Raw genomic sequence first — 26,538 nt, 5'->3', positions numbered from 1 at the left:
ACCCTGGAGCTTGCTCCGGGGTTTTTCTTTTTCGTTAAATCATATTGATACCAGGGATTTCGCCATGAAACTATTCGCTCAGGACTCGCATCTCGATCTCTCACATCCGCATGTGATGGGTATCCTGAATGTTACGCCTGACTCCTTCTCTGACGGCGGCACGCATAACACACTTATCGATGCGGTTAAGCACGCAAATTTGATGATCAACGCGGGTGCCACCATCATTGATGTGGGGGGCGAATCGACGCGTCCTGGTGCGGCGGATGTTTCTGTGGAGGAGGAGCTGGCTCGCGTGGTTCCTGTGGTTGAAGCTATTGCCCAGCGTTTTGAAGTGTGGATCTCTGTTGATACGTCTAAGCCAGAAGTGATTCGTGAAGTAGCGAGAGTGGGTGCTCACATTATCAATGATATCCGATCGCTTACCGAGCCTGGTGCTATTGAGGCGGCAGCGGAAACCGGGTTACCAGTCTGTCTGATGCACATGCAGGGCCAGCCCAAAACAATGCAGGATGCACCTAAGTACAACGATATCTTTGCTGATGTGAATCGCTTCTTTATTGAACATATTGAACGTTGTGAGCGTGCTGGAATCGCAAAAGAGAAATTGCTGCTCGACCCGGGGTTCGGTTTCGGTAAAAATCTCTCTCACAACTATGAGCTACTTGCTCGCTTGTCAGAGTTTCACCACTTCGGCTTGCCGCTACTGGTTGGCATGTCGAGAAAATCGATGATTGGGCAGTTGCTGAACGTGGGCCCCAGCGAGCGTCTTAGCGGCAGCCTGGCCTGCGCGGTGATTGCGGCGATGCAGGGAGCGCACATTATTCGTGTCCATGACGTCAAAGAAACAGTAGAAGCCATGCGTGTGGTCGAAGCCACACTGGCAGCGAAGGAAAACAAACGCTATGAGTAATCGTAAATATTTTGGTACCGATGGTATCCGTGGCCGCGTAGGCGATGCGCCGATCACCCCTGATTTTGTTCTGAAGCTTGGCTGGGCGGCTGGTAAGGTTCTGGCACGTCATGGTTCCCGTAAAATTATTATTGGTAAAGACACCCGTATTTCAGGCTATATGCTGGAGTCTGCACTGGAGGCGGGTCTGGCGGCTGCGGGGCTTTCTGCCTCCTTTACTGGCCCAATGCCAACACCTGCTGTTGCGTATCTGACGCGTACCTTCCGTGCTGAAGCAGGTATTGTTATTTCGGCATCGCATAACCCGTTCTATGACAACGGTATTAAGTTCTTCTCCATCGACGGCACCAAACTGCCGGATGAAGTGGAAGAAGCGATTGAAGCCGAGATGGAAAAAGAGATCACCTGCGTCGACTCTGTTGAACTGGGTAAAGCGAACCGTATTGTTGATGCAGCGGGTCGCTACATTGAATTCTGCAAAGGCACTTTCCCGAACGAGTTGAGTCTGGGTCACCTGAAAATCGTGGTGGACTGTGCAAACGGCGCAACGTATCACATTGCCCCTAACGTCTTCCGTGAGCTGGGTGCGAAAGTGATTACTATCGGCTGCGAACCTGATGGTCTGAACATCAACGAAGAGGTGGGGGCGACAGACGTTCGCGCTCTGCAGGCACGTGTTCTGGCAGAAAAAGCTGACCTGGGTATCGCGCTGGACGGTGACGGTGACCGTGTGATCATGGTTGACCACGAAGGTAACAAGGTTGATGGCGATCAGATCCTTTATATCATTGCGCGTGAAGGTCTGCGTCAGGGTCAGCTGCGCGGCGGTGCCGTTGGTACGCTGATGAGCAACATGGGGCTGGAGCTGGCGCTGAAACAACTGGGGATCCCGTTTGTCCGTGCCAAAGTGGGTGACCGCTATGTACTGGAAAAACTGCAGGAGAAGGGCTGGCGTATTGGTGCAGAAAACTCAGGCCATGTGATCCTGCTGGACAAAACCACTACCGGAGACGGTATCGTGGCGGGCCTCCAGGTGGTGGCTGCGATGGCGCGTAACCATATGAGCCTGCACGACCTCTGCAGTGGCATGAAAATGTTCCCACAGATCCTGGTCAACGTACGCTTCACCGCTGGTAATGGCGATCCACTGGAAAGCGAAAATGTGAAAGCAGTAATGGCTGACGTTGAAGCCGCGCTCGGTAACCGTGGTCGCGTACTGCTGCGTAAGTCCGGTACCGAACCACTTATTCGAGTAATGGTGGAAGGTGAAGACGAAGCACAGGTGACTGAATTTGCGCACCGTATTGCTGATGCGGTAAAAGCGGCATAGCTGTTCATGCTAAACGCTTAAAAAGGCGGCATTTCCCGCCTTTGTTTTAAGCGATGAATGGCTTTTTGCTGTTTTTTTCCGCAGTTGATACAATGCGTCGAAAATGCCCTTGCGAAGGTCATTCGCTTTGGTTAGTATTCACACCCGCTTCAGTGGGAAACAAAAATCCTGCTAATTGGTCGAAGCATTGGTATGCGGCAAATCCGCAAGGAACAGGTTGATTATGTACGAAGCTCTTTTAGTTGTTTTCCTTATTGTAGCCATCGCTCTTGTAGCGCTGATCATGCTGCAGCAAGGTAAAGGCGCTGATATGGGAGCCTCCTTCGGAGCTGGCGCTTCCGGTACGCTGTTCGGTTCAAGTGGTTCTGCGAACTTCATGACCCGTACAACGGCGATTCTGGCTACGCTGTTCTTCATCATCAGTCTGGTGCTGGGCAATATCAACAGCAACAAGACCAATAAAGGAAGCGAGTGGGAAAATCTGAGTGCTCCGTCTAAAACTGAGCAAACTCAGCCAGCTGCACCGGCTAAGCCAACCAGCGATATCCCGCACTAAGTATTCTGTACCGAGGTGGTGGAATTGGTAGACACGCTACCTTGAGGTGGTAGTGCCCTAACGGGCTTGTGGGTTCGAGTCCCATCCTCGGTACCAATATTCCAGAAGAAAGACGTCGAAAGACGTCTTTTTTTTCGTCTGTAGATTGTGTGCCTCCTAACTTCTGGTGTGCCTCCGAACTTCTGTAGGCCCGGTAAGCGCAGCGTCACACGTCGTGTTGCCCGGTGGCGTTGCGCTTACCGGGCTTACCAAAGCCCAAATAAAAAAGGCGTCTATCAGACGCCTTTTACATTTCACATCAGCGATTACTTCTTATCGCTGTGTTCCAGGTTTTCAACCTGTGGCAGGCCATTACCGGAACTGGCAGAGAGCAGGCCATTCTCAACGTAGTTGAACAGCTTCGCACGGGTATCAGTGATGTCCAGGTTACGCATGGTCAGCTGACCAATACGGTCGTCCGGAGAAAACACGGATTCGCCTTTTTCCATTGTCAGACGCTCTGCTTTATAGGTCAGGTTGTCAGACACGGTGTTCAGGATGGAGTAATCATTACCGCGACGCAGTTCCAGAGTCACTTCACCGGTGATGGCGCTCGCCACCCAGCGTTGCAGAGCATCACGCAGCATCAGCGCCTGCGGATCGAACCAGCGACCCTGATACAGCAATTTACCCAACTGACGACCATGAGAGTGATACTGCTCAATGGTGTCCTCGTTGTGAATACCGGTCAGCAGACGTTCGTAAGCGATGTGCAGCAGTGCCATCCCCGGTGCTTCGTAGATGCCACGGCTTTTTGCTTCGATGATACGGTTTTCAATCTGATCGCTCATACCCAGACCATGACGGCCGCCGATGCGGTTTGCTTCCAGCATCAGTTCTACATCGTCAGAGAAGGTCTTGCCGTTCAGGGCAACCGGATGGCCGCGCTCGAAGCGGACAGTCACTTCTTCCGCCTGGATTTTGACGTTCTCGTCCCAGAACTTCACGCCCATGATTGGGTTCACGATCTTCACGCTGGAGTTAAGGAATTCCAGATCTTTTGCTTCGTGTGTCGCGCCCAGCATGTTGGAGTCGGTAGAGTAGGCTTTCTCAACAGACATCTTGTAGTCAAAGCCGCAGGCAATCATAAACTCGGACATTTCATGGCGGCCGCCCAGCTCGTCGATGAAGTCGGTATCCAGCCACGGTTTGTAAATCTGCAGCTCGGCGTTGGTCAACAGACCATAACGATAAAAACGTTCGATATCGTTACCTTTATAAGTGCTACCGTCGCCCCAGATGTTAACACCATCTTCTTTCATGGCGGCAACCAGCATGGTGCCAGTCACGGCACGGCCCAGTGGCGTCGTGTTGAAATAGGTCAGGCCGCCGGTGGTGTTATGGAAAGCGCCGCACTGAATAGCCGCGATACCTTCGGCAACCAGCTGTTTACGGCAATCAATCAGACGTGCATTCTCTGCACCATACTCTTTAGCGCGACGAGGGATTGCATCATAGTCGTCCTCATCCGGCTGACCCAGGTTCGCAGTATATGCATACGGAACCGCTCCCTTTTGGCGCATCCACAGCAGTGCAGCGCTGGTATCCAGGCCACCAGAAAAAGCGATGCCAATACGTTGTCCTACCGGAAGATGCTTGAGAATCGTCGTCATAAAATAAAACCCTGCTTGATTGACTGATTAGAGACCGCGTTCGCTCTCGATGCATGTTTATGCAAAATAAGTGAGTATTCATTTAATCATCTTTTGTCGAAGACCGAAAGAGACTCGTGCGTTTTTTGTAAAAATTTCCCTCAGTTTGACCTGGTGGAAACTGGGTTGACAGGCGGTGTTCACTATCAATATACTGAACGCCGATTTTACGTCCCGTCTTCGGTACCAAATCCCAGCATTATTTGCATTTTCTACCCAAAACGCGTAGAATTTGCCACGTTTCAGGCGCGGGGTGGAGCAGCCTGGTAGCTCGTCGGGCTCATAACCCGAAGGTCGTCGGTTCAAATCCGGCCCCCGCAACCATTTTCCCATAAAGTCATTTTTCAAATATACTGTGAAGACTTAGAGCCTTCGTAGCTGGATTTGAAAAAATTCTTTCGGAAAGTGCTCCAGGCCACCGTTGTGGCTATAGGGTTCAGTTATCTAAAGCCCCGATTTATCGGGGTTTTTTGTTATCTGACTACAGAATAACTGGGCTTTACGCCCTTTTTTTATGTCTTGGGGGTGGGCTTGTCCACATTAGAGCAAAAATTAACAGAGATGATTACTGCACCGGTCGAAGCACTGGGCTACGAACTGGTCGGCATCGAATTCGTTCGCGGCCGTACATCGACGCTGCGCATCTATATTGATAGTGAAGATGGCATCAATGTTGATGATTGTGCTGATGTTAGCCACCAGGTGAGCGCGGTTCTTGATGTTGAAGACCCAATTACCGTTGCGTACAACCTGGAAGTTTCCTCACCTGGCCTCGATCGTCCGATGTTCACGGCCGAGCACTATGTGCGCTTTACCGGTGAAGAAGTGGCTCTCGTTCTGCGTATGGCCGTACAGAACCGCCGTAAATGGCAGGGAATTATCAAAGCCGTTGATGGTGAAATGATCACGGTGGCAGTCGAAGGCAAAGATGAAGTGTTCGCGCTGAGTAATATCCAGAAGGCGAACCTGGTTCCCCACTTTTAACAGTCTGGATTGAGGTGAAAAGCCCGCGATGAACAAAGAAATTTTGGCTGTTGTTGAAGCCGTCTCCAACGAGAAATCACTGCCGCGTGAAAAGATTTTCGAAGCGCTGGAAAGTGCACTGGCTACAGCAACCAAGAAAAAATACGAACAAGAGATCGATGTTCGCGTAGAAATCGATCGTAAAAGCGGTGACTTCGATACATTCCGTCGTTGGGTAATTGTTGAAGAAGTGACCCAGCCGACTAAAGAGATCACGCTGGAAGCGGCACGTTTTGAAGACGAAAGCCTGAACGTGGGCGAGTACGTTGAAGACCAGATTGAATCTGTGACCTTCGACCGTATCACTACCCAGACCGCAAAACAGGTTATCGTGCAGAAAGTTCGCGAAGCCGAGCGCGCGCTGGTTGTTGACCAGTTCCGCGATCAGGAAGGCGAGATCATTACTGGCGTGGTGAAGAAAGTTAACCGCGACAACATCTCTCTGGAGATCAAATCCGAAGGGATGCCGGGTAATGCTGAAGCCGTGATCCTGCGTGAAGACATGCTGCCGCGTGAAAACTTCCGTCCAGGCGACCGTATCCGTGGTGTTCTGTACGCTGTGCGTCCAGAAGCGCGTGGTGCTCAGCTGTTCGTGACCCGTTCTAAACCAGAAATGCTGGTTGAACTGTTCCGTATCGAAGTACCGGAAATTGGCGAAGAAGTTATCGAAATCAAAGCCGCTGCTCGTGATCCGGGCTCCCGCGCGAAAATCGCAGTAAAAACCAACGACAAGCGTATCGACCCGGTCGGTGCTTGCGTCGGTATGCGCGGTGCGCGTGTTCAGGCGGTTTCGACCGAGCTGGGTGGCGAACGTATCGATATCGTTCTGTGGGATGATAACCCGGCACAGTTCGTGATCAACGCAATGGCTCCAGCGGATGTGGCATCTATCGTTGTTGACGAAGACAAACATACGATGGATATCGCGGTTGAAGCGGGCAACCTGGCGCAGGCAATCGGCCGTAACGGTCAGAACGTACGTCTGGCGTCACAGCTGAGTGGTTGGGAACTCAACGTGATGACCGTTGATGACCTGCAGGCTAAGCATCAGGCTGAAGCCCATGCGGCGATTGATACCTTCACCAAATATCTGGACATTGACGAAGATTTCGCCACCGTTCTGGTTGAAGAAGGTTTCTCAACGCTTGAAGAACTGGCCTATGTGCCAATGAAAGAGCTGCTGGAAATTGACGGTCTGGATGAACCAACCGTTGAAGCCCTGCGTGAACGCGCTAAAAACGCACTGACCACCCTGGCACTGGCTCAGGAAGAAAGCCTTGGCGATAAGAAGCCGGCTGATGACCTGCTGAATCTGGAAGGTCTTGATCGTGCGATTGCGTTCAAGCTGGCTGCCCGTGGTGTTTGTACGCTGGAAGATCTCGCTGAGCAAGGCGTTGATGACCTGGCTGATATCGAAGGTTTAACCGACGAGAAAGCCGGCGAACTCATCATGGCCGCACGTAATATTTGCTGGTTCGGCGACGAAGCGTAATAAACTGTAGCAGGAAGGAACAGCATGACTGATGTAACTGTAAAATCGCTGGCTGCCGAGATTCAGACCTCCGTGGACCGCCTGGTACAGCAATTTGCTGATGCAGGGATCCCGAAGTCCGCTGATGATTCGGTGACGGCGAACGAAAAACAAACCTTGTTAGCGCACCTGAACCGTGAACACGGCTCTACGCCTGACAAGCTGACGCTGCAGCGCAAAACGCGCAGCACGTTGAATATCCCTGGTACCGGTGGTAAAAGCAAATCGGTACAAATTGAAGTCCGCAAGACGCGCACCTTTGTAAAACGTGATCCGCAAGAGGCAGAACGCCTTGCCGCGGAAGAGCAGGCACAGCGTGAAGCGGAAGAACAAGCTCAGCGTGAGGCGGAAGCAACTGCCAAACGTGAGGCAGAATTAAAAGCTGAACGTGAGGCCGCAGAAAAAGCGAAACGCGACACCAGTGATAAAGTGAAGCGTGAAGCTGCGGAAAAAGACAAAGTGAGCAATCAACAGACAGACGAAATGACCAAAACCGCCCAGGCTGAAAAAGCCCGTCGTGAAAATGAAGCTGCTGAGCTGAAGCGTAAAGCGGAAGAAGAAGCACGTCGCAAGCTCGAAGAAGAAGCTCGCCGTGTGGCTGAAGAAGCACGCCGTATGGCAGAAGAAAACGAGAAGAACGGTGTTGATACCGCTGAGCAGTCTGAAGACACCAGCGATTACCACGTAACCACTTCTCAGCACGCGCGTCAGGCTGAAGATGACAACGACCGTGAAGTTGAAGGCGGCCGTGGCCGTGGTCGCAACGCGAAAGCAGCGCGTCCGGCGAAGAAAGGCAACAAACACGCCGAGTCTAAAGCTGACCGTGAAGAAGCTCGCGCAGCTGTTCGTGGCGGTAAAGGCGGCAAACAGCGTAAAGGTTCTTCTCTGCAACAGAGCTTCCAGAAGCCTGTTCAGGCGGTTAATCGTGACGTTGTGATTGGCGAAACCATCACCGTTGGCGATCTGGCGAACAAGATGGCGGTTAAAGGCTCTCAGGTCATCAAAGCGATGATGAAACTGGGCGCAATGGCGACCATCAACCAGGTTATCGACCAGGAAACCGCACAGCTGGTTGCCGAAGAGATGGGCCACAAAGTTATCCTGCGTCGTGAAAACGAGCTGGAAGAAGCAGTAATGAGCGACCGTGATACAGGTGCTGCGGCTGAACCGCGTGCACCGGTCGTGACCATCATGGGTCACGTTGACCACGGTAAAACCTCTCTGCTTGACTACATTCGTTCTACGAAAGTGGCTTCCGGTGAAGCGGGTGGTATTACCCAGCACATCGGTGCATACCACGTAGAAACCGATAACGGCATGATCACCTTCCTGGATACCCCAGGCCACGCCGCATTTACCTCAATGCGTGCTCGTGGTGCTCAGGCGACCGATATCGTGGTTCTGGTTGTTGCTGCCGACGATGGCGTAATGCCTCAGACCATCGAAGCTATCCAGCACGCGAAAGCGGCGGGTGTGCCGGTTGTGGTTGCAGTGAACAAGATCGATAAACCAGAAGCGGATCCAGATCGCGTTAAAAACGAGCTGTCCCAGTACGGCATCCTGCCAGAAGAGTGGGGCGGTGAAAGCCAGTTCGTACACGTGTCTGCGAAAGCAGGTACCGGTATTGATGACCTGCTGGACGCAATCCTGCTGCAGGCTGAAGTGCTGGAGCTGAAAGCGATTCGTAACGGTATGGCGAGCGGTGCGGTTATCGAGTCCTTCCTGGATAAAGGCCGTGGCCCGGTTGCAACCGTTCTGGTTCGCGAAGGTACGCTGCATAAAGGCGATATCGTACTGTGTGGCTTTGAATACGGCCGTGTTCGTGCAATGCGTAACGAACTGGGTCAGGAAGTACTGGAAGCTGGCCCGTCCATTCCAGTGGAAATCCTGGGTCTGTCCGGTGTTCCGGCTGCCGGGGACGAAGTGACCGTTGTACGTGACGAGAAGAAAGCGCGTGAAGTTGCACTGTACCGTCAGGGTAAATTCCGTGAAGTTAAACTGGCTCGTCAGCAGAAATCTAAACTCGAGAACATGTTCGCGAACATGGCTGAAGGCGAAGTTCACGAAGTGAACATCGTTCTGAAAGCAGACGTTCAGGGTTCTGTGGAAGCGATTTCCGACTCCTTGCTGAAACTGTCTACTGACGAAGTTAAAGTGAAGATCATCGGTTCTGGTGTAGGTGGTATCACCGAAACCGACGCGACCCTGGCTGCAGCGTCCAACGCTATCCTGGTTGGCTTCAACGTGCGTGCTGATGCATCTGCTCGCCGCGTGATTGAATCAGAAAGCCTGGATCTGCGTTACTACTCCGTCATCTATAACCTGATCGACGAAGTGAAAGCAGCGATGAGCGGTATGCTGTCTCCGGAACTGAAACAGCAGATCATCGGTCTGGCTGAAGTTCGTGACGTGTTCAAATCACCGAAATTCGGTGCGATCGCGGGCTGTATGGTTACCGAAGGTACCATCAAACGTCACAACCCAATCCGCGTACTGCGTGACAACGTGGTTATCTACGAAGGCGAGCTGGAATCCCTGCGCCGCTTCAAAGATGACGTTAACGAAGTCCGTAACGGTATGGAATGTGGTATCGGAGTGAAGAACTACAACGACGTTCGCGTTGGCGATATGATCGAAGTGTTCGAAATCATCGAGATCCAACGTAGCATCGACTAATCCAGCAAGGATCAGTCCATGTGTAGGCCGGGATCGCCTCGCGCCACCCGGCAATAATTTTAAAAAGGGGCTTTAGCCCCTTTTTTGTCTGGAGAATTTATTATGGCGAAAGAATTTGGTCGCCCACAGCGCGTAGCGCAGGAGATGCAGAAAGAGATCGCTCTCATCCTGCAACGCGAAATTAAAGATCCACGCGTGGGCATGATGACCACCGTGTCTGGCGTTGAAATGTCCCGTGACCTGGCGTATGCCAAAGTGTTCGTGACCTTCCTGAACGACCAGGACGAAGCTGCTGTGAAAAATGGCATTAAAGCGCTGCAGGAAGCATCTGGCTTCATCCGCTCTCTGCTCGGTAAAGCAATGCGCCTGCGTATCGTGCCTGAGCTGACCTTCTTCTACGACAACTCGCTGGTCGAAGGTATGCGTATGTCCAACCTGGTGACCAGCGTGGTGAAACACGACGACGAGCGTCGTGTTAACCCGACGGACGACAGCAAGGAGGACTGATGAGTCGTCCTCGTCGTCGTGGTCGCGACGTGCATGGTGTGCTGTTGCTGGATAAACCCCAGGGCGCATCCAGCAACGACGTGCTGCAAAAAGTTAAGCGTATTTTTAACGCCAACCGCGCAGGCCATACCGGTGCGCTGGATCCGCTGGCAACCGGTATGCTGCCGATCTGCCTGGGGGAAGCGACAAAGTTTTCCCAGTATCTGCTGGATTCCGACAAGCGTTATCGGGTGATCGCAAAACTCGGTCAGCGTACTGATACCTCTGATGCCGATGGTCAGGTAGTTGAAGAGCGCCCGGTCACTTTTAGCGCTGAGCAGCTGGATGCCGCGCTGGAGAGTTTCCGTGGCGACACGCTGCAGGTGCCGTCAATGTATTCGGCACTGAAGTATCAGGGTAAAAAACTCTACGAATATGCGCGCCAGGGCATTGAGGTTCCGCGTGAAGCCCGCCCGATTACCGTGTATGAACTGCTCTTTATTCGCCACGAAGGTGATGAACTGGAGCTGGAAGTCCACTGTTCGAAAGGCACCTATATTCGTACCATCATCGATGACCTGGGCGAGAAGCTGGGCTGCGGTGCGCATGTTATTTACCTGCGTCGTCTGGCCGTCAGTAAATACCCGGTTGAGCGAATGGTGACCCTTGAACACCTTCGCGCGCTGGCTGAACAGGCTGAAGAGCAGGGGATCTCCCCGGCTGATTTGCTTGACCCACTGCTGATGCCGATGGACAGTCCGGCAGCAGACTTCCCGATCGTTAATCTTCCTTTAACATCGTCCGTTTACTTTAAAAACGGAAACCCGGTTCGCACAACGGATGCGCCGCAGGACGGTCTGGTACGCGTGACTGAAGGTGATGACGGTAAGTTTATCGGCATGGGTGAAATGGATGGCGAAGGGCGCGTTGCGCCGCGTCGTCTGGTGGTGGAATATCCGGTCGAAGGCTAAAGGCGATAACGGCTCACCTTGCGATAAGCAGGGGAGACGAGTAGAATATCGCCGCTTAACGATCTGCAAATTGTTTAACAACCTGCGGGTCGTATACTGGGATTGCTGAATTAGAGATCGGCATCCTTACATTCTTTATATTCTGGAGTTTGAAAATGTCTCTAAGCGTTGAAGCTAAAGCTAAAATCGTTTCTGAGTTTGGTCGTGGTACTAACGACAGCGGTTCTACCGAAGTTCAGGTTGCACTGCTGACTGCACAGATTAACCACCTGCAGGGTCACTTTTCAGAGCACAAAAAAGATCACCACAGCCGTCGTGGTCTGCTGCGCATGGTTTCTCAGCGTCGTAAACTGCTCGACTACCTGAAACGTAAAGATGTTGCACGTTACACCGCGCTGATCGAGCGTCTGGGTCTGCGTCGCTAAGTCTTGCGAGTTTCAGAAAAGGGGGCCTGATGGCCCCTTTTTTCAACCAGACGGCAGCAATTCACTGGAAACTATTGTATTGTTGCTATAAATGATCTTCATTGCAGAGATTCGCGCGGCTAATGAGAGGCTTCACCCATGAGGGTGTCGGTTGTCATTAGTCGCGAGGATGCGAAGAAGATCGGGTTAAATCGTCAGCACACCGGTGGTGTGCTGTCAAACATTTGAGAAAGGACAGAATTTTGCTGAATCCGATCGTTCGTAAATTCCAGTATGGTCAGCATACCGTCACGCTGGAAACCGGCATGATGGCACGTCAGGCTACTGCTGCTGTTATGGTAAGCATGGATGACACTGCGGTATTCGTGACCGTAGTTGGCCAGAAAAAAGCAAAACCAGGTCAGGACTTCTTCCCTCTGACCGTGAACTACCAGGAGCGTACCTACGCTGCCGGTAAAATCCCGGGTGGCTTCTTCCGTCGTGAAGGCCGTCCAAGCGAAGGCGAAACCCTGATTGCGCGTCTGATTGACCGCCCGGTTCGCCCGCTGTTCCCGGAAGGCTTCGTCAACGAAGTGCAGGTTATCGCGACCGTTGTTTCCGTTAACCCACAGGTTAACCCGGACATCGTGGCGATGATCGGTGCGTCCGCTGCCCTGTCTCTGTCTGGTATTCCATTCAACGGCCCAATCGGTGCTGCGCGCGTCGGTTACATCAACGACCAGTACGTACTGAACCCAACGCAGGAAGAGCTGAAAGAAAGTAAGCTGGACCTGGTGGTTGCAGGTACTGAAGCGGCGGTTCTGATGGTTGAATCCGAAGCTGAACTGCTGAGCGAAGACCAGATGCTGGGTGCTGTGGTATTTGGCCACGACCAGCAGCAGGTTGTTATCCAGAACATCAACGAACTGGTGAAAGAAGCCGGTAAACCACGTTGGGACTGGCAGCCAGAAGCGGTTAACGACGTGCTGAATGCACGCGTTGCGGCACTGGCAGAATCTCGTCTGAGCGATGCTTACCGCATCACCGACAAACAGGAGCGTTATGCTCAGGTTGACGTGATCAAGTCTGAAACCATCGCGACGCTGGTTGCTGAAGACGAAGCGCTGGACGCTAACGAACTCGGTGAAATCCTGCACGCTATCGAGAAAAACGTTGTTCGTAGCCGCGTACTGGCAGGCGAGCCGCGTATCGATGGTCGCGAAAAAGACATGATCCGTGGTCTGGACGTTCGTACTGGCGTACTGCCACGTACACACGGTTCCGCACTGTTCACCCGTGGCGAAACTCAGGCGCTGGTTACCGCAACGCTGGGTACCGCACGTGACGCACAGATCATCGACGAACTGATGGGCGAGCGCACTGACAGCTTCCTGTTCCACTATAACTTCCCTCCGTATTCCGTAGGTGAAACCGGTATGGTGGGTTCACCGAAGCGTCGTGAAATTGGTCACGGTCGTCTGGCGAAGCGCGGCGTGCTGGCTGTGATGCCAGAAGCTGATAAATTCCCGTACACCGTTCGTGTGGTGTCTGAAATCACCGAATCCAACGGTTCTTCTTCAATGGCTTCCGTGTGTGGCGCATCTCTGGCGCTGATGGATGCAGGCGTGCCAATCAAAGCCGCTGTTGCGGGTATCGCAATGGGTCTGGTGAAAGAAGGCGACAACTTTGTTGTTCTGTCTGACATTCTGGGCGACGAAGACCACCTGGGCGATATGGACTTCAAAGTAGCGGGTTCCCGCGACGGTATCTCTGCGCTGCAGATGGATATCAAAATTGAAGGTATCACCAAAGAGATCATGCAGGTTGCTCTGAACCAGGCTAAAGGTGCGCGTCTGCACATCCTGGGTGTGATGGAACAGGCGATTAACGCGCCACGCGGCGACATTTCTCAGTTCGCTCCGCGTATCCACACCATCAAGATCAATCCAGACAAGATCAAAGATGTTATCGGTAAGGGCGGTTCCGTTATCCGTGCTCTGACCGAAGAGACTGGCACCACCATCGAAATCGAAGATGACGGTACTGTGAAGATCGCAGCAACCGACGGCGAGAAAGCGAAATTTGCTATTCGTCGCATCGAAGAAATTACTGCAGAAATCGAAGTGGGCCGCATCTACAATGGTAAAGTGACCCGTATCGTTGACTTTGGCGCATTCGTTGCCATCGGTGGCGGTAAAGAAGGTCTGGTACACATCTCTCAGATCGCTGACAAGCGCGTTGAGAAAGTGACCGATTACCTGCAGATGGGTCAGGAAGTACCGGTTAAGGTTCTGGAAGTTGACCGTCAGGGCCGTATCCGTCTGAGCATTAAAGAAGCAACCGAGCAGTCTCAGCCAGCTGCTGCGCCAGAAGCACAGGCCGCAGAACAGCAAGGCGAGTAAGGTTGCCATTTGCCCTCCGCATTGCGGAGGGCCTATTATCAGGCAGGACGCCTTGTTAAGCCGCCGGGGGACAGGACGTTCATCCAATTGTTGTCTTCGGGAGTGGGAAATGAAGCCTTTTTTGCGCTGGTGTTTCGTTGCGACAGCTTTAACGCTGGCAGGATGCAGCAACTCTGCCTGGCGTAAGAGCGAAGTCCTCGCAGTGCCATTGCAACCGACTTTGCAGCAGGAAGTGATTCTGGCACGCATGGAACAAATTCTTGCCAGTCGGGCTTTAACCGATGACGAACGCGCACAGCTTTTATATGAGCGCGGAGTGTTGTATGATAGTCTCGGTCTGAGGGCATTAGCGCGGAATGATTTCTCACAAGCGCTGGCTATCCGACCTGATATGCCTGAAGTATTCAACTACTTAGGCATTTATTTAACGCAGGCAGGCAATTTTGATGCTGCCTATGAAGCGTTTGATTCTGTACTTGAGCTTGATCCAACTTACAACTACGCGCACTTGAATCGCGGTATCGCATTGTATTACGGCGGTCGTGATAAGTTAGCGCAAGATGATCTGCTGGCGTTTTATCATGACGATCCTAATGATCCTTTCCGTAGCCTGTGGCTTTACATCGCTGAGCGAAAGCTTGATGAGAAGCAGGCCAAAGAAGCACTGAAACAGCGCTTCGATAAATCGGACAAGGAACAATGGGGATGGAACATTGTCGAGTTCTACCTGGGCAACATTAGCGAAGCAACGCTGATGGAACGCCTCAAGGCGGACGCAACGGATAACACCTCGCTCGCTGAGCATCTCAGTGAAACCAACTTCTATTTAGGTAAGTACTACCTAAGTCTGGGGGATAAGGACAGCGCTACGGCACTGTTCAAATTAGCGGTTGCTAACAACGTACACAACTTCGTTGAGCACCGTTATGCATTGTTGGAATTATCGCTCTTGGGCCAGGAGCACGACGACCTGGCAGAATCGGACCAGCAATAGCTGACGACATAAACATCAGCCCGTAATCTTTTGATTGCCATCACCTTAACTGGTGAGGGCGTTGTTGTTCGTCAATACATCTAATTTGAGCCGGTTCACACTTTTCAATGAAAATTGCAGATCATTTTCACGATGAGCTAAGTAGACTGGCCGCCATTGACATTGAGGCACTCGTACTACATGGCTGAATTCGAAACCACTTTTGCAGATCTGGGCCTGAAGGCTCCTATCCTTGAAGCCCTTAACGATCTGGGTTACGAAAAACCATCTCCGATCCAGGCAGAATGTATCCCACATCTGCTCTCTGGTCGTGACGTGCTGGGCATGGCCCAGACTGGTAGCGGTAAAACTGCGGCGTTCTCGCTGCCGCTGCTGAACAACATCGATCCCGATCTGCGTGCTCCGCAGATCCTCGTCCTGGCTCCAACCCGTGAACTGGCTGTTCAGGTTGCAGAAGCAATGACGGAATTCTCTAAACATATGCGCGGCGTAAACGTGGTAGCCCTGTACGGCGGCCAGCGTTATGACGTGCAGTTACGTGCCCTGCGCCAGGGTCCACAGATTGTTGTCGGTACGCCGGGCCGTCTGCTGGATCACCTGAAGCGCGGTACTCTGGATCTCTCTAAACTGAGCGGCCTGGTACTGGATGAAGCAGATGAAATGCTGCGTATGGGCTTCATCGAAGACGTAGAAACCATCATGGCGCAGATCCCGGAAGGTCATCAGACCGCTCTGTTCTCTGCAACCATGCCAGAAGCAATTCGTCGCATTACCCGCCGCTTCATGAAAGAGCCGCAGGAAGTGCGTATTCAGTCCAGCGTTACCACTCGCCCGGACATCAGCCAGAGCTACTGGTCTGTGTACGGCATGCGCAAGAACGAAGCGCTGGTACGTTTCCTGGAAGCAGAAGATTTTGATGCGGCGATCATCTTCGTTCGTACCAAAAACGCGACCCTGGAAGTGGCTGAAGCCCTGGAGCGTAGCGGCTACAACAGCGCAGCGCTGAACGGCGACATGAACCAGGCCCTGCGTGAGCAGACTCTGGAGCGTCTGAAAGACGGTCGTCTGGATATCCTGATTGCAACCGACGTGGCAGCACGTGGGCTGGACGTTGAACGTATCAGCCTGGTTGTGAACTACGACATCCCAATGGATTCCGAGTCTTACGTTCACCGTATCGGCCGTACAGGTCGTGCAGGTCGTGCTGGCCGTGCGCTGCTGTTCGTTGAGAACCGCGAGCGTCGTCTGCTGCGTAACATCGAACGTACTATGAAGCTGACCATTCCAGAAGCTGACCTGCCAAACGCAGATCTGCTGGGCAAACGCCGCCTGGAAAAATTCGCCGCCAAAGTCCAGCAGCAGCTGGAAAGCAGCGATCTGGATCAGTACCGTGCGCTGCTGTCGCAGATCCAGCCTGTTGCTGAAGGCGAAGAACTGGACATGGAAACCCTGGCTGCAGCACTGCTGAAAATGGCTCAGGGCGAACGTAGCCTGATCGTGCCACCAGATGCACCGATGCGTCCTAAGCGTGAATTCCGTGACCGTGACGATCGTTTCGAACGTCGTGGCGACCGTAATGACCGTGGCCCACGTGGTGACCGTCCAGAGCGTGGCGGTGAAGACCGTCCACGTCGTGAGCGTCGTGACGCTGGCGAAATGGAACTGTACCGCATTGAAGTTGGCCGTGATGATGGTGTTGAAGTTCGTCACATCGTTGGCGCGATCGCTAACGAAGGCGACATCAGCAGCCGTTACATTGGTAACATCAAGCTGTTCGGTTCTCACTCCACCATCGAGCTGCCAAAAGGTATGCCGGGCGAAGTACTGCAGCACTTTACTCGCACCCGTATCCTGAACAAGCCGATGAACATGCAGCTGCTGGGCGATGCACAGCCACGTCCTGACCGTGGTGGCGAACGTCGTGGCGGTGGTCGTGGTTTCGGTGGCGAACGTCGTGAAGGCGGTCGCAGCGAAGGTCGCGGTGGTGAAGGTCGTCGTTTCTCCGGCGAACGTCGCGAAAGCCGTGGCCCACGTCGTGACGAAGGCTCAAGCCGTCGCCGTGACGCGTAAGCCTTACGCAACTGACGTAAAGTAAAATATACAGCCCCGATAAACACTATCGGGGCTTTTTTTATTCCTTTTGTACTCCTGTACTGGTACAGTGCTGCACATTAAAATGCATCACCGCATTATTGACTGGAGAAATGGCTGTATGGCGACACTAACCACCACCCAAACGTCACCTTCGCTGCTTGGCGGTGTGGTGATCATCGGCGGAACCATCATTGGTGCCGGGATGTTTTCCCTGCCAGTGGTTATGTCCGGTGCGTGGTTCTTCTGGTCGCTGGCGGCGCTGGTCTTTACCTGGTTCTGCATGCTCCATTCCGGGTTGATGATCCTCGAAGCTAACCTGAACTACTGCATTGGTTCGAGCTTCGACACCATCACCAAAGACCTACTGGGCAAAGGCTGGAACCTGGTGAACGGCCTCTCCATTGCATTTGTGCTCTATATCCTCACCTACGCATACATTTCTGCGAGTGGTTCGATTCTGCACCATACCTTTGCGGAGATGTCGCTGAACGTCCCGGCCCGTCTGGCGGGGCTATGCTTCGCGCTGGGCGTGGCGTTTATTGTCTGGCTGAGTACCAAAGCGGTCAGTCGCATGACGGCAATCGTGCTGGGTGCGAAGGTCATTACCTTCTTCCTGACATTCGGCAGCCTGCTGGGGCACGTTACCCCGGCGACGCTGTTTAACGTGGCAGAAGCGAATACCACTTATACGCCGTACCTGTTGATGACCTTGCCGTTCTGTCTGGCGTCGTTTGGCTATCACGGTAACGTGCCGAGTCTGATGAAGTACTATGGCAAAGATCCGCGCACCATTGTGAAGTGTCTGGTCTACGGTACGCTGCTGGCGCTGGGACTGTATGTAATTTGGCTGCTGGGGACGATGGGCAACATTCCGCGCCCTGAATTTATCGGTATTGCACAGAAGGGCGGTAACATTGATGTGCTGGTTCAGGCACTGAGCGGGGTACTGAACAGCCGCAGCCTGGATCTGCTGTTGGTGGTGTTCTCCAACTTTGCCGTGGCGAGTTCCTTCCTCGGCGTAACCCTGGGTCTGTTTGATTATCTGGCGGATCTGTTTGGCTTTGATGATTCGGCAATGGGGCGTTTCAAAACCGCGCTGTTGACCTTCCTGCCGCCGGTTGTCGGTGGTCTGCTGTGGCCGAACGGTTTCCTGTACGCCATTGGCTATGCCGGGTTGGCTGCGACTATCTGGGCGGCAATTGTCCCGGCACTGCTGGCGCGTAAATCACGTAAACGCTTCGGTAGCCCGAAATTCCGCGTCTGGGGCGGCAAACCGATGATTGCGCTGATTCTGGTGTTCGGTGTTGGCAACGCGCTGGTTCACGTCCTGTCGAGTTTTAACCTGCTGCCTGTCTACCCGTAAAATCTCTTGTTGCCCTCTCCCACAAGGAGAGGGCAACAAACCGCACCACGCTACATTTCCTCTTTCACCTGCATTGCCAGCTCAAACGAGTGCAAACGCGCCTGGTGATCGAAAATCTGTCCGTTAACCATAATTTCATCTGCCTGCATCTCACGCAGCACCGCTTCCAGCCCGTGACGGATTTTTGTTTTATCCCCCACCAGAGACATACTCAGCGCCTGTTGCACACCATACTGTTCGGAAGCCGACCACAGCTGATGCATATTCTCCACCGGTGGCGGTAGCTGTCCCGTCTCGCCGCGCCGCAATTTCACAAACGCCTGCTGCATGGAGGTAAACAGGAATTCTGCGTCGCGGTTACTGTCGGCGGCAATGATATTGATACACACCATCGCGTACGGTTTTTCCAGACGTTCGGACGGTTTAAAGTTGGTGCGATAGATATGCAGCGCCTGGTGCAGCATATCCGGCGCGAAGTGCGAGGCAAACGCAAACGGTAGCCCCAGCTGTGCGGCGAGCTGTGCGCCATAAAGGCTTGAGCCTAACAGCCAAACCGGGATCTTCTCGCCGTAGCCTGGCACCGGGCGTACATGCGGATTCGGATCTCGCGCATCGAACCAGTCCACCAGTTCAGCAACATCACGCGGGAAATTGTCGATGTCGCCGCTCATATGGCGACGCAGGGCGCGCATGGTCGGCTGGTCACTGCCTGGCGCACGCCCCAGCCCTAAATCAATCCGGCCTGGATAAAGGGTATTCAGGGTACCAAACTGCTCGGCTATCACCAGTGGAGCGTGGTTCGGCAGCATCACACCGCCCGACCCCAGGTGGAGTGTGGTGGTATTGGCTGCCAGGTAACCAATCAGCACTGAGGTTGCGGCGCTGGCGATCCCCACCATATTGTGGTGCTCGGCCAGCCAGTAGCGGTGATAACCTCGTTTCTCGGCCAGACGGGCAAGATCCAGAGAGTGTGAAAAAGCAACTCCAGCCGAGGAACCTTGAGGGATCGGAGCCAGATCCAGCACCGAAAACGGAAGGGTTTTATCAGTCATAACAGCTCACTTTGTCGACGGTGAATCTTTTAATAGTGCATTAAAAATTACTAACCGTTGTTAACAAAGTGAGCTTTTACACTTCATCCTTCACGCTGTCTCTGTGTTGGCTGCGTCTGTTCACCCCAGTCACTTACTTGAGTAAGCTCCTGGGGATCCTCAGACTTGCCGCCTTGATGCAACTTGAATGATGTTGTGTAAATTTACGCCTGCAGCTCCAGCCCGGCGAGGCGTTTCCAGTAGCCATTACAGTCGCTGTTGGCCGTCAGCGCCAGGGGAGAGGCACCGTTTTCATTGGCGCGGAATGCGTCCAGCATCGCGAAGACTTCCGTATCCAGCGGTGACAGGCGTACCACGTCCACCAGCCCTTTCATCGATGCCAGCTCGTTGCCGAGGTTATAGACATAGCCACTCATGGTCTGAATACCGTTGAGGACAAATACCTGCTGATTTTCCTGCGACAGCATACTGCGTCCGTTTGGATATTTTATGCAGCAGGTTTCGCATTCGTCTTTCGGACGGTCTTCCGAACGGGCGGTAAAACAACGTGCGGAGTAGGCCAGCGGCAGATGCCCGTAGCTCAGCACTTCCACTTCAAACTGATTGCGGATCCCCAGCTCTTCGCACTGAGTCAGCAGGTTTGCCAGCCAGTCGCGGGAGAGTTCTACCGGCATACACCAGCGGGTCATACCCTGTTTCAGCAACAGGCGCAGTGTCACCGCGTTATAGCAGTTCAGCGCATGTCCGGCGACAAACGGCAGTTTGCGTTCGGCGCACATATTCACCACGCCTAAATCGCTGGCCTCCAGAAGGAACTCACCGTTTTCGACATAGCGCTTCAGCTCACCCAGTTCAGATGAGGCCTGAACCAGTGCCAGCGTCGACAACACAACCTGTTTGCCACTTCCCGCCAGGCTTTTGGCCATATCCAGCCAGTCACCCACTTTTGTTGCCCGGCGCTTGCTGCATACCGCTTCGCCGAGGTAAATCACATCTGCGCTGCTGGTCGCGGCCTGTTGATAAAAATCTTCCAGCGTCTCTTTTGGCCAGTAGTAGAGCACCGGCCCTAATGAATATTTCATGGTTATCTCACTGCCATTTACGGTGATACGCGCCAAGCGTGGTTTGTGTACCTTCAGACATCGCGCCGAGCGTCTCCATCCAGGCAGGTTGCGGGGCATAGTTCTGCGGATCGGCCATGCAACGGTCGATGGCCTGACGCCAGACTTTTGCCACCTGGCTCACGTAGGCCGGGCTGCGCTGGCGGCCTTCAATTTTCACAGAGGCAATATTGGCAGCCAGCAGTTCCGGCAGCAGCTCCAGCGTGTTGAGGCTGGTGGGCTCTTCCAGGGCGTGATAACGCTCGCCGTCGACCAGGTAGCGGCCTTTGCACAGCGTCGGGTAGCCAGCGTTTTCACCGTCCTGATAGCGGTCAATCAGCACTTCATTCAGGCGAGACTCCAGCCCCTGCGGCGTTTGCTGCCAGCGAACAAAGCGGGCAGGTGAGCAGGCTCCGACGGTATTCGGTGATTCACCGGTTAAATAGGAGGAAAGATAGCAACGCCCTTCGGCCATGATGCACAGACTGCCAAAGGCAAAAACTTCCAGCGGCACTGGCGTGACGCGTGCGAGTTGCTTAACCTGATGAATAGAGAGCACGCGCGGCAGCACGACGCGGGCAACGTCAAAATGACGATGGTAAAAACGCACGGCCTCTTCGTTGGTGGCGGATGCCTGAACGGAGACGTGGCGCTCAATATGTGGGTAGCGTTCTGCCGCATACTCAAGCATGGCGAGGTCGGCCAGAATCAACGCATCTGCACCCAATTGCGCCGCCATGTCCACCGCGCGCTGCCAGCGTGCGTAGCCATCAGGATGGGCAAACGTGTTGATGGCGATATGCAGCTTACGGCGGTGCTGGTGTACGAAGTTAACGGCTTCCTGAAGCTTTTTCTCCGTAAAGTTGAGGCCAGCAAAATGGCGGGCGTTAGTATCGTCTTTCAGCCCGATATAGACCGCATCGGCCCCATTTTCGATGGCCGCCTTAAGCGCCGGAAGGTTTCCGGCAGGGCAGAGCAGCTCCATAATTTATCCTGATGTAAGTCGATCACTGCGATCGCAAAATTGTTAACGAGCTGGGATTTTAATTAACCCATACGCGACAATTTTTGATTTAAGGCAGCTAATGGCGTATTGATGACACCAATAATGAGGTACACCGGACGACAGTTTGTTGATTTACGCCGCTATGTTGTCCTCCGGATATGGCAAAATAACCGGATTATTGCTATCAGGGAGTAAAGCTCGTGCTGGATAAACTGCGTTCACGTCTCGTACAATTTGGGCCATCAATGCTGAGCGTGCCGGTAAAACTGGCACCGTTCGCGCTTAAACGCCAGGTGCTGGAGCAGGTGCTGAGCTGGCAGTTTCGCCAGGCGCTGCAGGACGGCGAGCTGGAGTTTCTGGAAGGCCGCTGGCTAAGTATTGAAGTCCGTGATATCGGGCTGCGCTGGTTTACTTCGGTTGAGAATAACCAGCTGATCGTACGAGAGTCCGCCGAAGCGGATGTGAGCTTTAGCGCCAATGCCAGCGATCTGTTGATGATCGCCGCGCGTAAGCAGGATCCGGATACGCTCTTCTTCCAGCGCCGTCTGGTGATTGAAGGTGATACGGAACTCGGTCTGTACGTCAAAAATTTAATGGATGCCATTGAGCTGGAGCAGATGCCGAAAGCACTGCACGTGATGTTGATGCAAATGGCAGATTTCGTTGAGGCCGGGCTGAAAACCCCGCCGGAAAGTAAACACACTTCAGTAGGTGAGCCATGCTGATTCGAGTTGAAATTGGGATTGATGCACCGGGTATCGATGCGTTGTTACGCCGTTCTTTTGCGAGCGATGCAGAAGCCCAACTGGTCCACGATCTCCGCGAAGACGGCCTGATTACGCTGGGGCTGGTTGCCACCGATGACGAAGGGCAGGTGGTTGGCTATGTCGCCTTCAGCCCGGTGACAGTTCAGGGTGAAGAGCTACAGTGGGTAGGAATGGCACCGCTGGCGGTAGATGAGAACTACCGTGGTCAGGGGCTGGCGCGTCAGCTGGTTTATGAAGGGCTGGACTCGCTGAATGAGTTTGGCTACGCCGCCGTGGTGACGCTGGGCGAACCGGCACTCTATAGCCGTTTAGGTTTCGAGCAGGCGGCGCATTACGATCTGCGTTGCCGCTGGCCGGGCACTGAATCCGCCTTCCAGGTACACCGTCTGGCAGATGATGCGCTAAACGGCGTGAATGGCCTGGTAGAGTACCACGACCACTTCAATCGGTTTTAACCAGGCTCTCGCGTAGCGCCTCAAAGGAGCCGTCTCCGGTGACGAGGCGCTCTTTCTGGCGCTTCGTCAGCTGCTTAATGCGGTATTCCATTCTGAGCGCCAGCGATCTGTCTCCCACGGGCGCTGAAAAGGCGAGCTGTAATTCCCCTTTCCCCCGCAGTGCTTTTGCCCCTTTCCCCGTTTGATGTTGCAGGAAACGCCGCGCCACATCGGTGGTTATTCCGGTGTAGAGGGCATTATCAGCGGTTCGGACAAGATAGAGAAACCAGCACACGGTATACAGATTCAGTATGTTAAGGTGAGCGCACCATAGCATGAGAGAGAACGAAAATGGAAACACTGGCCGCCATTAACCGCTGGCTGGCGAAGCAGCATGTTGTTACCTGGTGTGTGTATGACGCAGGTGAAATGTGGTGTGCAAACGCGTTCTACTACTACGATCCCGTACGCGTGGCCTTTTATGTCCTGAGCGAAGATAAAACGCGTCATGCACAAATGACGGGGCCACAGGCGAAGGTGGCGGGTACGGTCAACGGCCAGCCGAAAACGGTCGCGCAGATCCGCGGGGTGCAGTTCAAAGGGGAGATCCGCCGTCTGGACGGGGAAGAAAGCGAGGTACAGCGTAAACACTACACTCGCCGTTTCCCGGTTGCGCTTGCGTTTAAAGCGCCGGTGTGGGAAATCCGCCTTGATGAGCTAAAATTCACAGATAACACACTGGGATTTGGTAAAAAAATCCACTGGCTACGTCAGGAGTAGCGTATGAGTCAGGTGCTAATTACAGGCGCAACCGGGCTGGTAGGCGGGTATTTGCTACGACTGCTGATTCAGGAGCGCAAGGTGAATTACATCGCCGCGCCGACGCGCCGCCCGCTTGCTGATACCTCCGGTGTGTTTAATCCTCATGATCCTAATCTGACCGATGCGCTGGCGCAGGTGCGTGATCCCATTGATATTGCGTTTTGCTGCCTGGGCACAACCCGGCGTGACGCGGGCAGTAAAGCAGCGTTTGTGCATGCCGATTATGCGCTGGTTATTGATACTGCGCTCAGAGCCAAAAAGCTGGGTGCCAGACATCTGGTGGTGGTCAGTTCGATGGGGGCAAATGCAAACTCTCCCTTTTTCTATAACAAGGTAAAAGGAAAGATGGAGAAGGCGCTGATCGCGCAGAAGTGGGAATACCTGACGATCGTCCGCCCCTCTATGCTGCTTGGGCACCGCGAAAAACGGCGTTTTAATGAATCTGTCTTCGCTCCGTTGTTTACGTTGCTGCCCGGTAACTGGAAATCTATTGAAGCGCGGGATGTGGCGCGCGCGATGCTGAAAGAAGCGCTGGCTCCGTCTCAGGAGGGGGTGAATATCATCCCTTCGGCAAAACTGCGTGAAATCGCTCAGGGCGAGGCGTAAACTCCCCCGGCTAATTCTAACACTCTCCGGGGAATGCTATGACTGGTCAGTCTTCATCTCAGGCGGCAACACCTGTTCAATGGTGGAAACCCGCACTCTTCTTTCTCGTGGTTATTGTCGGCCTCTGGTATGTGAAATGGCAGCCGTATTACGGTAAAGCTTTCACCGCCGCCGATACCCACAGCATAGGTAAATCCATTCTCACTCAGGCCGATTCCAGCCCGCTGCAGGCGGCGTGGGATTATGCGATGGTCTATTTCCTTGCGGTCTGGAAAGCTGCCGTATTAGGCGTGATCCTGGGGTCGCTGATTCAGGTTCTTATTCCGCGTCACTGGCTGGTGAAAACCCTGGGTCAACCACGTTTTCAGGGCACCCTGCTGGGGACGATTTTTGCCCTTCCGGGGATGATGTGTTCTTGCTGTGCTGCACCTGTCGCCGCCGGAATGCGTCGCCAGCGCGTATCAATGGGCGGTGCGCTCGCGTTCTGGATGGGCAACCCGCTGTTAAACCCGGCAACGCTGGTATTTATGGGCTTTGTGCTTGGCTGGCATTTTGCCGTTATCCGTCTGGTGGCTGGGCTTCTGACGGTGCTGGTGGTGGCGACGCTGGTACAAAACCTGGTGAAAGACAACGAACCTGAGCCAGCCCCTGTCGAGCTGGAGATGGGGGAGCCGCAGGGTGGTTTCTTTGCGCGCTGGGGGAGTGCGCTGTGGCAGCTTTTCTGGAGCACAATCCCGGTTTATATCTTGGCGGTGCTGGTTCTGGGGGCCGCGCGTGTCTGGCTCTTCCCGTATGCGGACGGGGCAATCGACAATACGCTGCTGTGGGTAGTGGCGATGGCGGTTGCAGGTTGCCTGTTTGTGATCCCAACCGCGGCGGAAATCCCCATTGTGCAAACCATGATGCTGGCCGGTATGGGAACCGCCCCGGCGCTGGCGCTACTCATCACACTGCCGGCGATCAGCCTGCCGTCACTTATCATGCTGAGAAAGTCATTCCCGGCGAAAGCGCTGTGGCTGACTGCGGGGCTGGTGGCGTTAAGCGGGGTGATTGTGGGGTGTATTGCGCTGATATAAAAAAGCCCGGTAGCGTTGATGACGCCTACCGGGCCTGCAGTTTTGCGTTCTGCTTACTTGATATAGGTAAACGCGGTGGTGACGTGTTTCACGCCGCTCACCCGGCTGGCGATATCGGCAGCCGCTTTCCCTTCACGATCGGTGACCAGACCCAGCAGGAACACTTCGCCATTTTCGGTCGTCACTTTCACGTTTGAGGATTTCACCTGGTCTGTACCCAACAGCTGGGAACGTACCTTGGTGGTGATCCAGGTATCGGAAGAGGCCGTTCCCAGGCCAATTGGCTGGCCCTGACGCACTTCATTAAACACTTCCGTGGTACCTTCTACACCCATCGCAATCTGTTTAGCACGTGAGGCGAGCTCCATATTCGGTGCCTGGCCTGCCAGCAGCACCTTGCCCTGATAAGCCGTCACGTTGATGCGCGCTTCTTTCTTAATTTGTTCATCTTTAGACAGCGCACTGTTGACGCGCAGCTCCAGCGTACCGTCATCTACCTGCGTACCCACAGAACGCGGGTCGGTTGCTGCCTTTGTACCTACAGCTGCGGTACCGACAACGGCCGCAGCAATACATCCCTGAAGTAACAGTGCAGACATAAGGACTGCGAGGGTCGATAAAGCCTTCATTAGTACTCCTTAATCATCCTGGTGAGGAAAAAGCGTGTTATCGATCAGGTCGCATAAGCAGTTTACCGTCAGCATATGCATTTCCTGAATACGCGCACTACGGTGAGAAGGGATGCGAATTTCCACATCCTGCGGCCCAAGCAGCCCCGCCAGTTCACCACCGTCATAGCCGGTTAATGCAACGATGGTCATGTCGCGAGTGACGGCGGCTTCAACGGCTTTGACGATATCCCGGCTGTTACCGCGCGTGGAGATCGCCAGTAGCACATCTCCGGCATGACCCAGGGCACGTACCTGCTTCGCATAAATCTCGTCATGCAGACGATCGTTAGCAATCGCTGTTAAGACCACATTATCGGTATTTAGTGCAATGGCCGGTAAACTGGGGCGTTCTGTTTCAAAACGGTTGATCATGCTGGCAGCAAAATGCTGTGCGTTGGCGGCCGAGGTGCCATTGCCACAACAGAGGATTTTGTTGCCGTTCAACAGAGACTGTACCAGCGTCATTGCTGCGCGGGAGATCGCGTCCGGGAGGGCTTCCGCCGCAGCAATCTGAGTCTGAATGCTTTCTGTGAAGCACACTTTAATTCTTTCGAGCACGTTATCCCTTTA

At 53.7% G+C, this 26,538-nt stretch carries 26 protein-coding genes and 2 tRNA genes; 21 read left to right on the top strand and 7 right to left on the bottom strand.

Annotated features, from left to right (window positions below; genetic code table 11):
* The first annotated feature begins 64 nt into the window (after nt 1-64).
* The 4 genes from folP (at nt 65) to HV318_RS10780 (ending at nt 2,895) form a co-directional block, all read left to right on the top strand.
* Nucleotides 65-913, top strand: a complete 849-nt coding sequence (gene folP, locus HV318_RS10795) for a dihydropteroate synthase (protein WP_182272770.1) — start codon at nt 65-67, stop codon at nt 911-913.
* Entirely contained in the window at nt 906-2,243 is a 1,338-nt protein-coding gene (gene glmM / locus HV318_RS10790) for a phosphoglucosamine mutase (RefSeq protein WP_182272769.1), read from the top strand. The genes folP and glmM overlap by 8 nt, the downstream gene beginning before the upstream one ends.
* Before the next feature lie 223 nt (nt 2,244-2,466).
* Nucleotides 2,467-2,799, top strand: a complete 333-nt coding sequence (gene secG / locus HV318_RS10785; RefSeq protein ID WP_182272768.1) for a preprotein translocase subunit SecG — start codon at nt 2,467-2,469, stop codon at nt 2,797-2,799.
* 9 nt (nt 2,800-2,808) lie between these two features.
* Nucleotides 2,809-2,895, top strand: a tRNA-Leu gene (locus HV318_RS10780).
* A gap of 209 nt (nt 2,896-3,104) precedes the next feature.
* Here the strand turns inward: HV318_RS10780 and argG are convergent.
* Nucleotides 3,105-4,451 (bottom strand): argininosuccinate synthase, encoded by a 1,347-nt coding sequence (gene argG / locus HV318_RS10775; protein WP_182272767.1) that lies wholly within the window; start codon nt 4,449-4,451, stop codon nt 3,105-3,107.
* Between the two features lie 286 nt (nt 4,452-4,737).
* Between argG and HV318_RS10770 the strand changes: the two genes are divergently transcribed.
* The 12 genes from HV318_RS10770 to mtr all read left to right on the top strand — a co-directional run bounded on the left by HV318_RS10770 (nt 4,738) and on the right by mtr (nt 18,434).
* A tRNA-Met gene (locus HV318_RS10770) sits at nt 4,738-4,814 on the top strand.
* 207 nt (nt 4,815-5,021) lie between these two features.
* Entirely contained in the window at nt 5,022-5,474 is a 453-nt protein-coding gene (gene rimP, locus HV318_RS10765; RefSeq protein ID WP_152082405.1) for a ribosome maturation factor RimP, read from the top strand.
* A gap of 28 nt (nt 5,475-5,502) precedes the next feature.
* Nucleotides 5,503-7,005 (top strand): transcription termination factor NusA, encoded by a 1,503-nt coding sequence (nusA, locus tag HV318_RS10760; RefSeq protein WP_028017046.1) that lies wholly within the window; start codon nt 5,503-5,505, stop codon nt 7,003-7,005.
* Nucleotides 7,006-7,029: 24 nt separating this feature from the next.
* Nucleotides 7,030-9,720 (top strand): translation initiation factor IF-2, encoded by a 2,691-nt coding sequence (gene infB, locus HV318_RS10755; RefSeq protein ID WP_182272766.1) that lies wholly within the window; start codon nt 7,030-7,032, stop codon nt 9,718-9,720.
* Nucleotides 9,721-9,822: 102 nt separating this feature from the next.
* Nucleotides 9,823-10,227: a 30S ribosome-binding factor RbfA gene (gene rbfA / locus HV318_RS10750; RefSeq protein WP_006687890.1), complete on the top strand. Its 405-nt coding sequence runs from the start codon at nt 9,823-9,825 to the stop codon at nt 10,225-10,227.
* Nucleotides 10,227-11,177: a tRNA pseudouridine(55) synthase TruB gene (truB, locus tag HV318_RS10745; RefSeq protein ID WP_182272765.1), complete on the top strand. Its 951-nt coding sequence runs from the start codon at nt 10,227-10,229 to the stop codon at nt 11,175-11,177. Before rbfA ends, truB begins: the two co-directional genes overlap by 1 nt.
* A gap of 155 nt (nt 11,178-11,332) precedes the next feature.
* Nucleotides 11,333-11,602 (top strand): 30S ribosomal protein S15, encoded by a 270-nt coding sequence (rpsO, locus tag HV318_RS10740; RefSeq protein WP_154158916.1) that lies wholly within the window; start codon nt 11,333-11,335, stop codon nt 11,600-11,602.
* 242 nt (nt 11,603-11,844) lie between these two features.
* Nucleotides 11,845-13,983 carry a polyribonucleotide nucleotidyltransferase gene (gene pnp / locus HV318_RS10735; protein ID WP_182272764.1) on the top strand — a complete coding sequence of 713 codons (2,139 nt, stop codon included), beginning with the start codon at nt 11,845-11,847 and terminating at the stop codon, nt 13,981-13,983.
* A gap of 109 nt (nt 13,984-14,092) precedes the next feature.
* Entirely contained in the window at nt 14,093-14,977 is an 885-nt protein-coding gene (gene nlpI, locus HV318_RS10730; RefSeq protein ID WP_182272763.1) for a lipoprotein NlpI, read from the top strand.
* A 107-nt stretch (nt 14,978-15,084) separates the two neighbouring features.
* Entirely contained in the window at nt 15,085-15,165 is an 81-nt protein-coding gene (gene yrbN / locus HV318_RS10725) for a protein YrbN (RefSeq protein WP_097533792.1), read from the top strand.
* Nucleotides 15,158-17,047 (top strand): DEAD/DEAH family ATP-dependent RNA helicase, encoded by a 1,890-nt coding sequence (locus HV318_RS10720; RefSeq protein WP_182272762.1) that lies wholly within the window; start codon nt 15,158-15,160, stop codon nt 17,045-17,047. The genes yrbN and HV318_RS10720 overlap by 8 nt, the downstream gene beginning before the upstream one ends.
* Nucleotides 17,048-17,189: 142 nt before the next feature.
* Nucleotides 17,190-18,434 (top strand): tryptophan permease, encoded by a 1,245-nt coding sequence (mtr, locus tag HV318_RS10715; RefSeq protein ID WP_182272761.1) that lies wholly within the window; start codon nt 17,190-17,192, stop codon nt 18,432-18,434.
* Nucleotides 18,435-18,484: 50 nt separating this feature from the next.
* Here the strand turns inward: mtr and HV318_RS10710 are convergent, their stop codons facing one another.
* From HV318_RS10710 to ubiU, 3 genes are all read right to left on the bottom strand, one after another.
* Complete coding sequence (locus HV318_RS10710; protein WP_182272760.1) at nt 18,485-19,486, bottom strand: luciferase-like monooxygenase; 1,002 nt, start codon at nt 19,484-19,486, stop codon at nt 18,485-18,487.
* A gap of 203 nt (nt 19,487-19,689) precedes the next feature.
* Nucleotides 19,690-20,568 (bottom strand): U32 family peptidase, encoded by an 879-nt coding sequence (locus HV318_RS10705; protein WP_182272759.1) that lies wholly within the window; start codon nt 20,566-20,568, stop codon nt 19,690-19,692.
* 7 nt (nt 20,569-20,575) lie between these two features.
* Nucleotides 20,576-21,571: a ubiquinone anaerobic biosynthesis protein UbiU gene (ubiU, locus tag HV318_RS10700; RefSeq protein WP_182272758.1), complete on the bottom strand. Its 996-nt coding sequence runs from the start codon at nt 21,569-21,571 to the stop codon at nt 20,576-20,578.
* 221 nt (nt 21,572-21,792) lie between these two features.
* On the opposite strand from ubiU, the gene ubiT reads away from it, so the two are divergent.
* Nucleotides 21,793-22,317 (top strand): ubiquinone anaerobic biosynthesis accessory factor UbiT, encoded by a 525-nt coding sequence (gene ubiT / locus HV318_RS10695; RefSeq protein ID WP_182272757.1) that lies wholly within the window; start codon nt 21,793-21,795, stop codon nt 22,315-22,317.
* Nucleotides 22,311-22,814 (top strand): GNAT family N-acetyltransferase, encoded by a 504-nt coding sequence (locus tag HV318_RS10690; protein WP_182272756.1) that lies wholly within the window; start codon nt 22,311-22,313, stop codon nt 22,812-22,814. The genes ubiT and HV318_RS10690 overlap by 7 nt, the downstream gene beginning before the upstream one ends.
* Here the strand turns inward: HV318_RS10690 and HV318_RS10685 are convergent.
* The gene (locus HV318_RS10685; RefSeq protein ID WP_182272755.1) at nt 22,801-23,130 is read right to left on the bottom strand and encodes a GIY-YIG nuclease family protein; all 330 of its coding nucleotides are present in this window, start codon (nt 23,128-23,130) and stop codon (nt 22,801-22,803) included. The genes HV318_RS10690 and HV318_RS10685 overlap by 14 nt on opposite strands.
* Before the next feature lie 14 nt (nt 23,131-23,144).
* On the opposite strand from HV318_RS10685, the gene HV318_RS10680 reads away from it, so the two are divergent.
* From HV318_RS10680 to HV318_RS10670, 3 genes are read left to right on the top strand one after another with little or no spacing between them, the layout of a single operon-like run.
* The gene (locus tag HV318_RS10680; protein WP_182272754.1) at nt 23,145-23,573 is read left to right on the top strand and encodes a YhbP family protein; all 429 of its coding nucleotides are present in this window, start codon (nt 23,145-23,147) and stop codon (nt 23,571-23,573) included.
* Between the two features lie 3 nt (nt 23,574-23,576).
* Nucleotides 23,577-24,221 (top strand): NAD(P)H-binding protein, encoded by a 645-nt coding sequence (locus tag HV318_RS10675; RefSeq protein ID WP_182272753.1) that lies wholly within the window; start codon nt 23,577-23,579, stop codon nt 24,219-24,221.
* A gap of 38 nt (nt 24,222-24,259) precedes the next feature.
* Nucleotides 24,260-25,297: a permease gene (locus HV318_RS10670; RefSeq protein ID WP_182272752.1), complete on the top strand. Its 1,038-nt coding sequence runs from the start codon at nt 24,260-24,262 to the stop codon at nt 25,295-25,297.
* A gap of 53 nt (nt 25,298-25,350) precedes the next feature.
* On the opposite strand, the gene dolP is transcribed toward HV318_RS10670, so the two are convergent.
* Together dolP and diaA are read right to left on the bottom strand one after the other, a co-directional pair.
* Nucleotides 25,351-25,926: a division/outer membrane stress-associated lipid-binding lipoprotein gene (gene dolP / locus HV318_RS10665; protein ID WP_182272751.1), complete on the bottom strand. Its 576-nt coding sequence runs from the start codon at nt 25,924-25,926 to the stop codon at nt 25,351-25,353.
* 9 nt (nt 25,927-25,935) lie between these two features.
* On the bottom strand, nt 25,936-26,526 hold the full coding sequence (diaA, locus tag HV318_RS10660; RefSeq protein WP_003861754.1) for a DnaA initiator-associating protein DiaA: 591 nt from the start codon (nt 26,524-26,526) through the stop codon (nt 25,936-25,938).
* Nucleotides 26,527-26,538: the final 12 nt, after the last annotated feature.

The organism is Enterobacter sp. RHBSTW-00901, assembly GCF_014103115.1.
In the GTDB taxonomy this organism is placed as follows: Bacteria; Pseudomonadota; Gammaproteobacteria; order Enterobacterales; family Enterobacteriaceae; genus Enterobacter; species Enterobacter cloacae_P.
The sequence above is the reverse complement of the archived record's forward strand: the minus strand, read 5'-3'. Positions and strand labels throughout refer to the sequence as shown.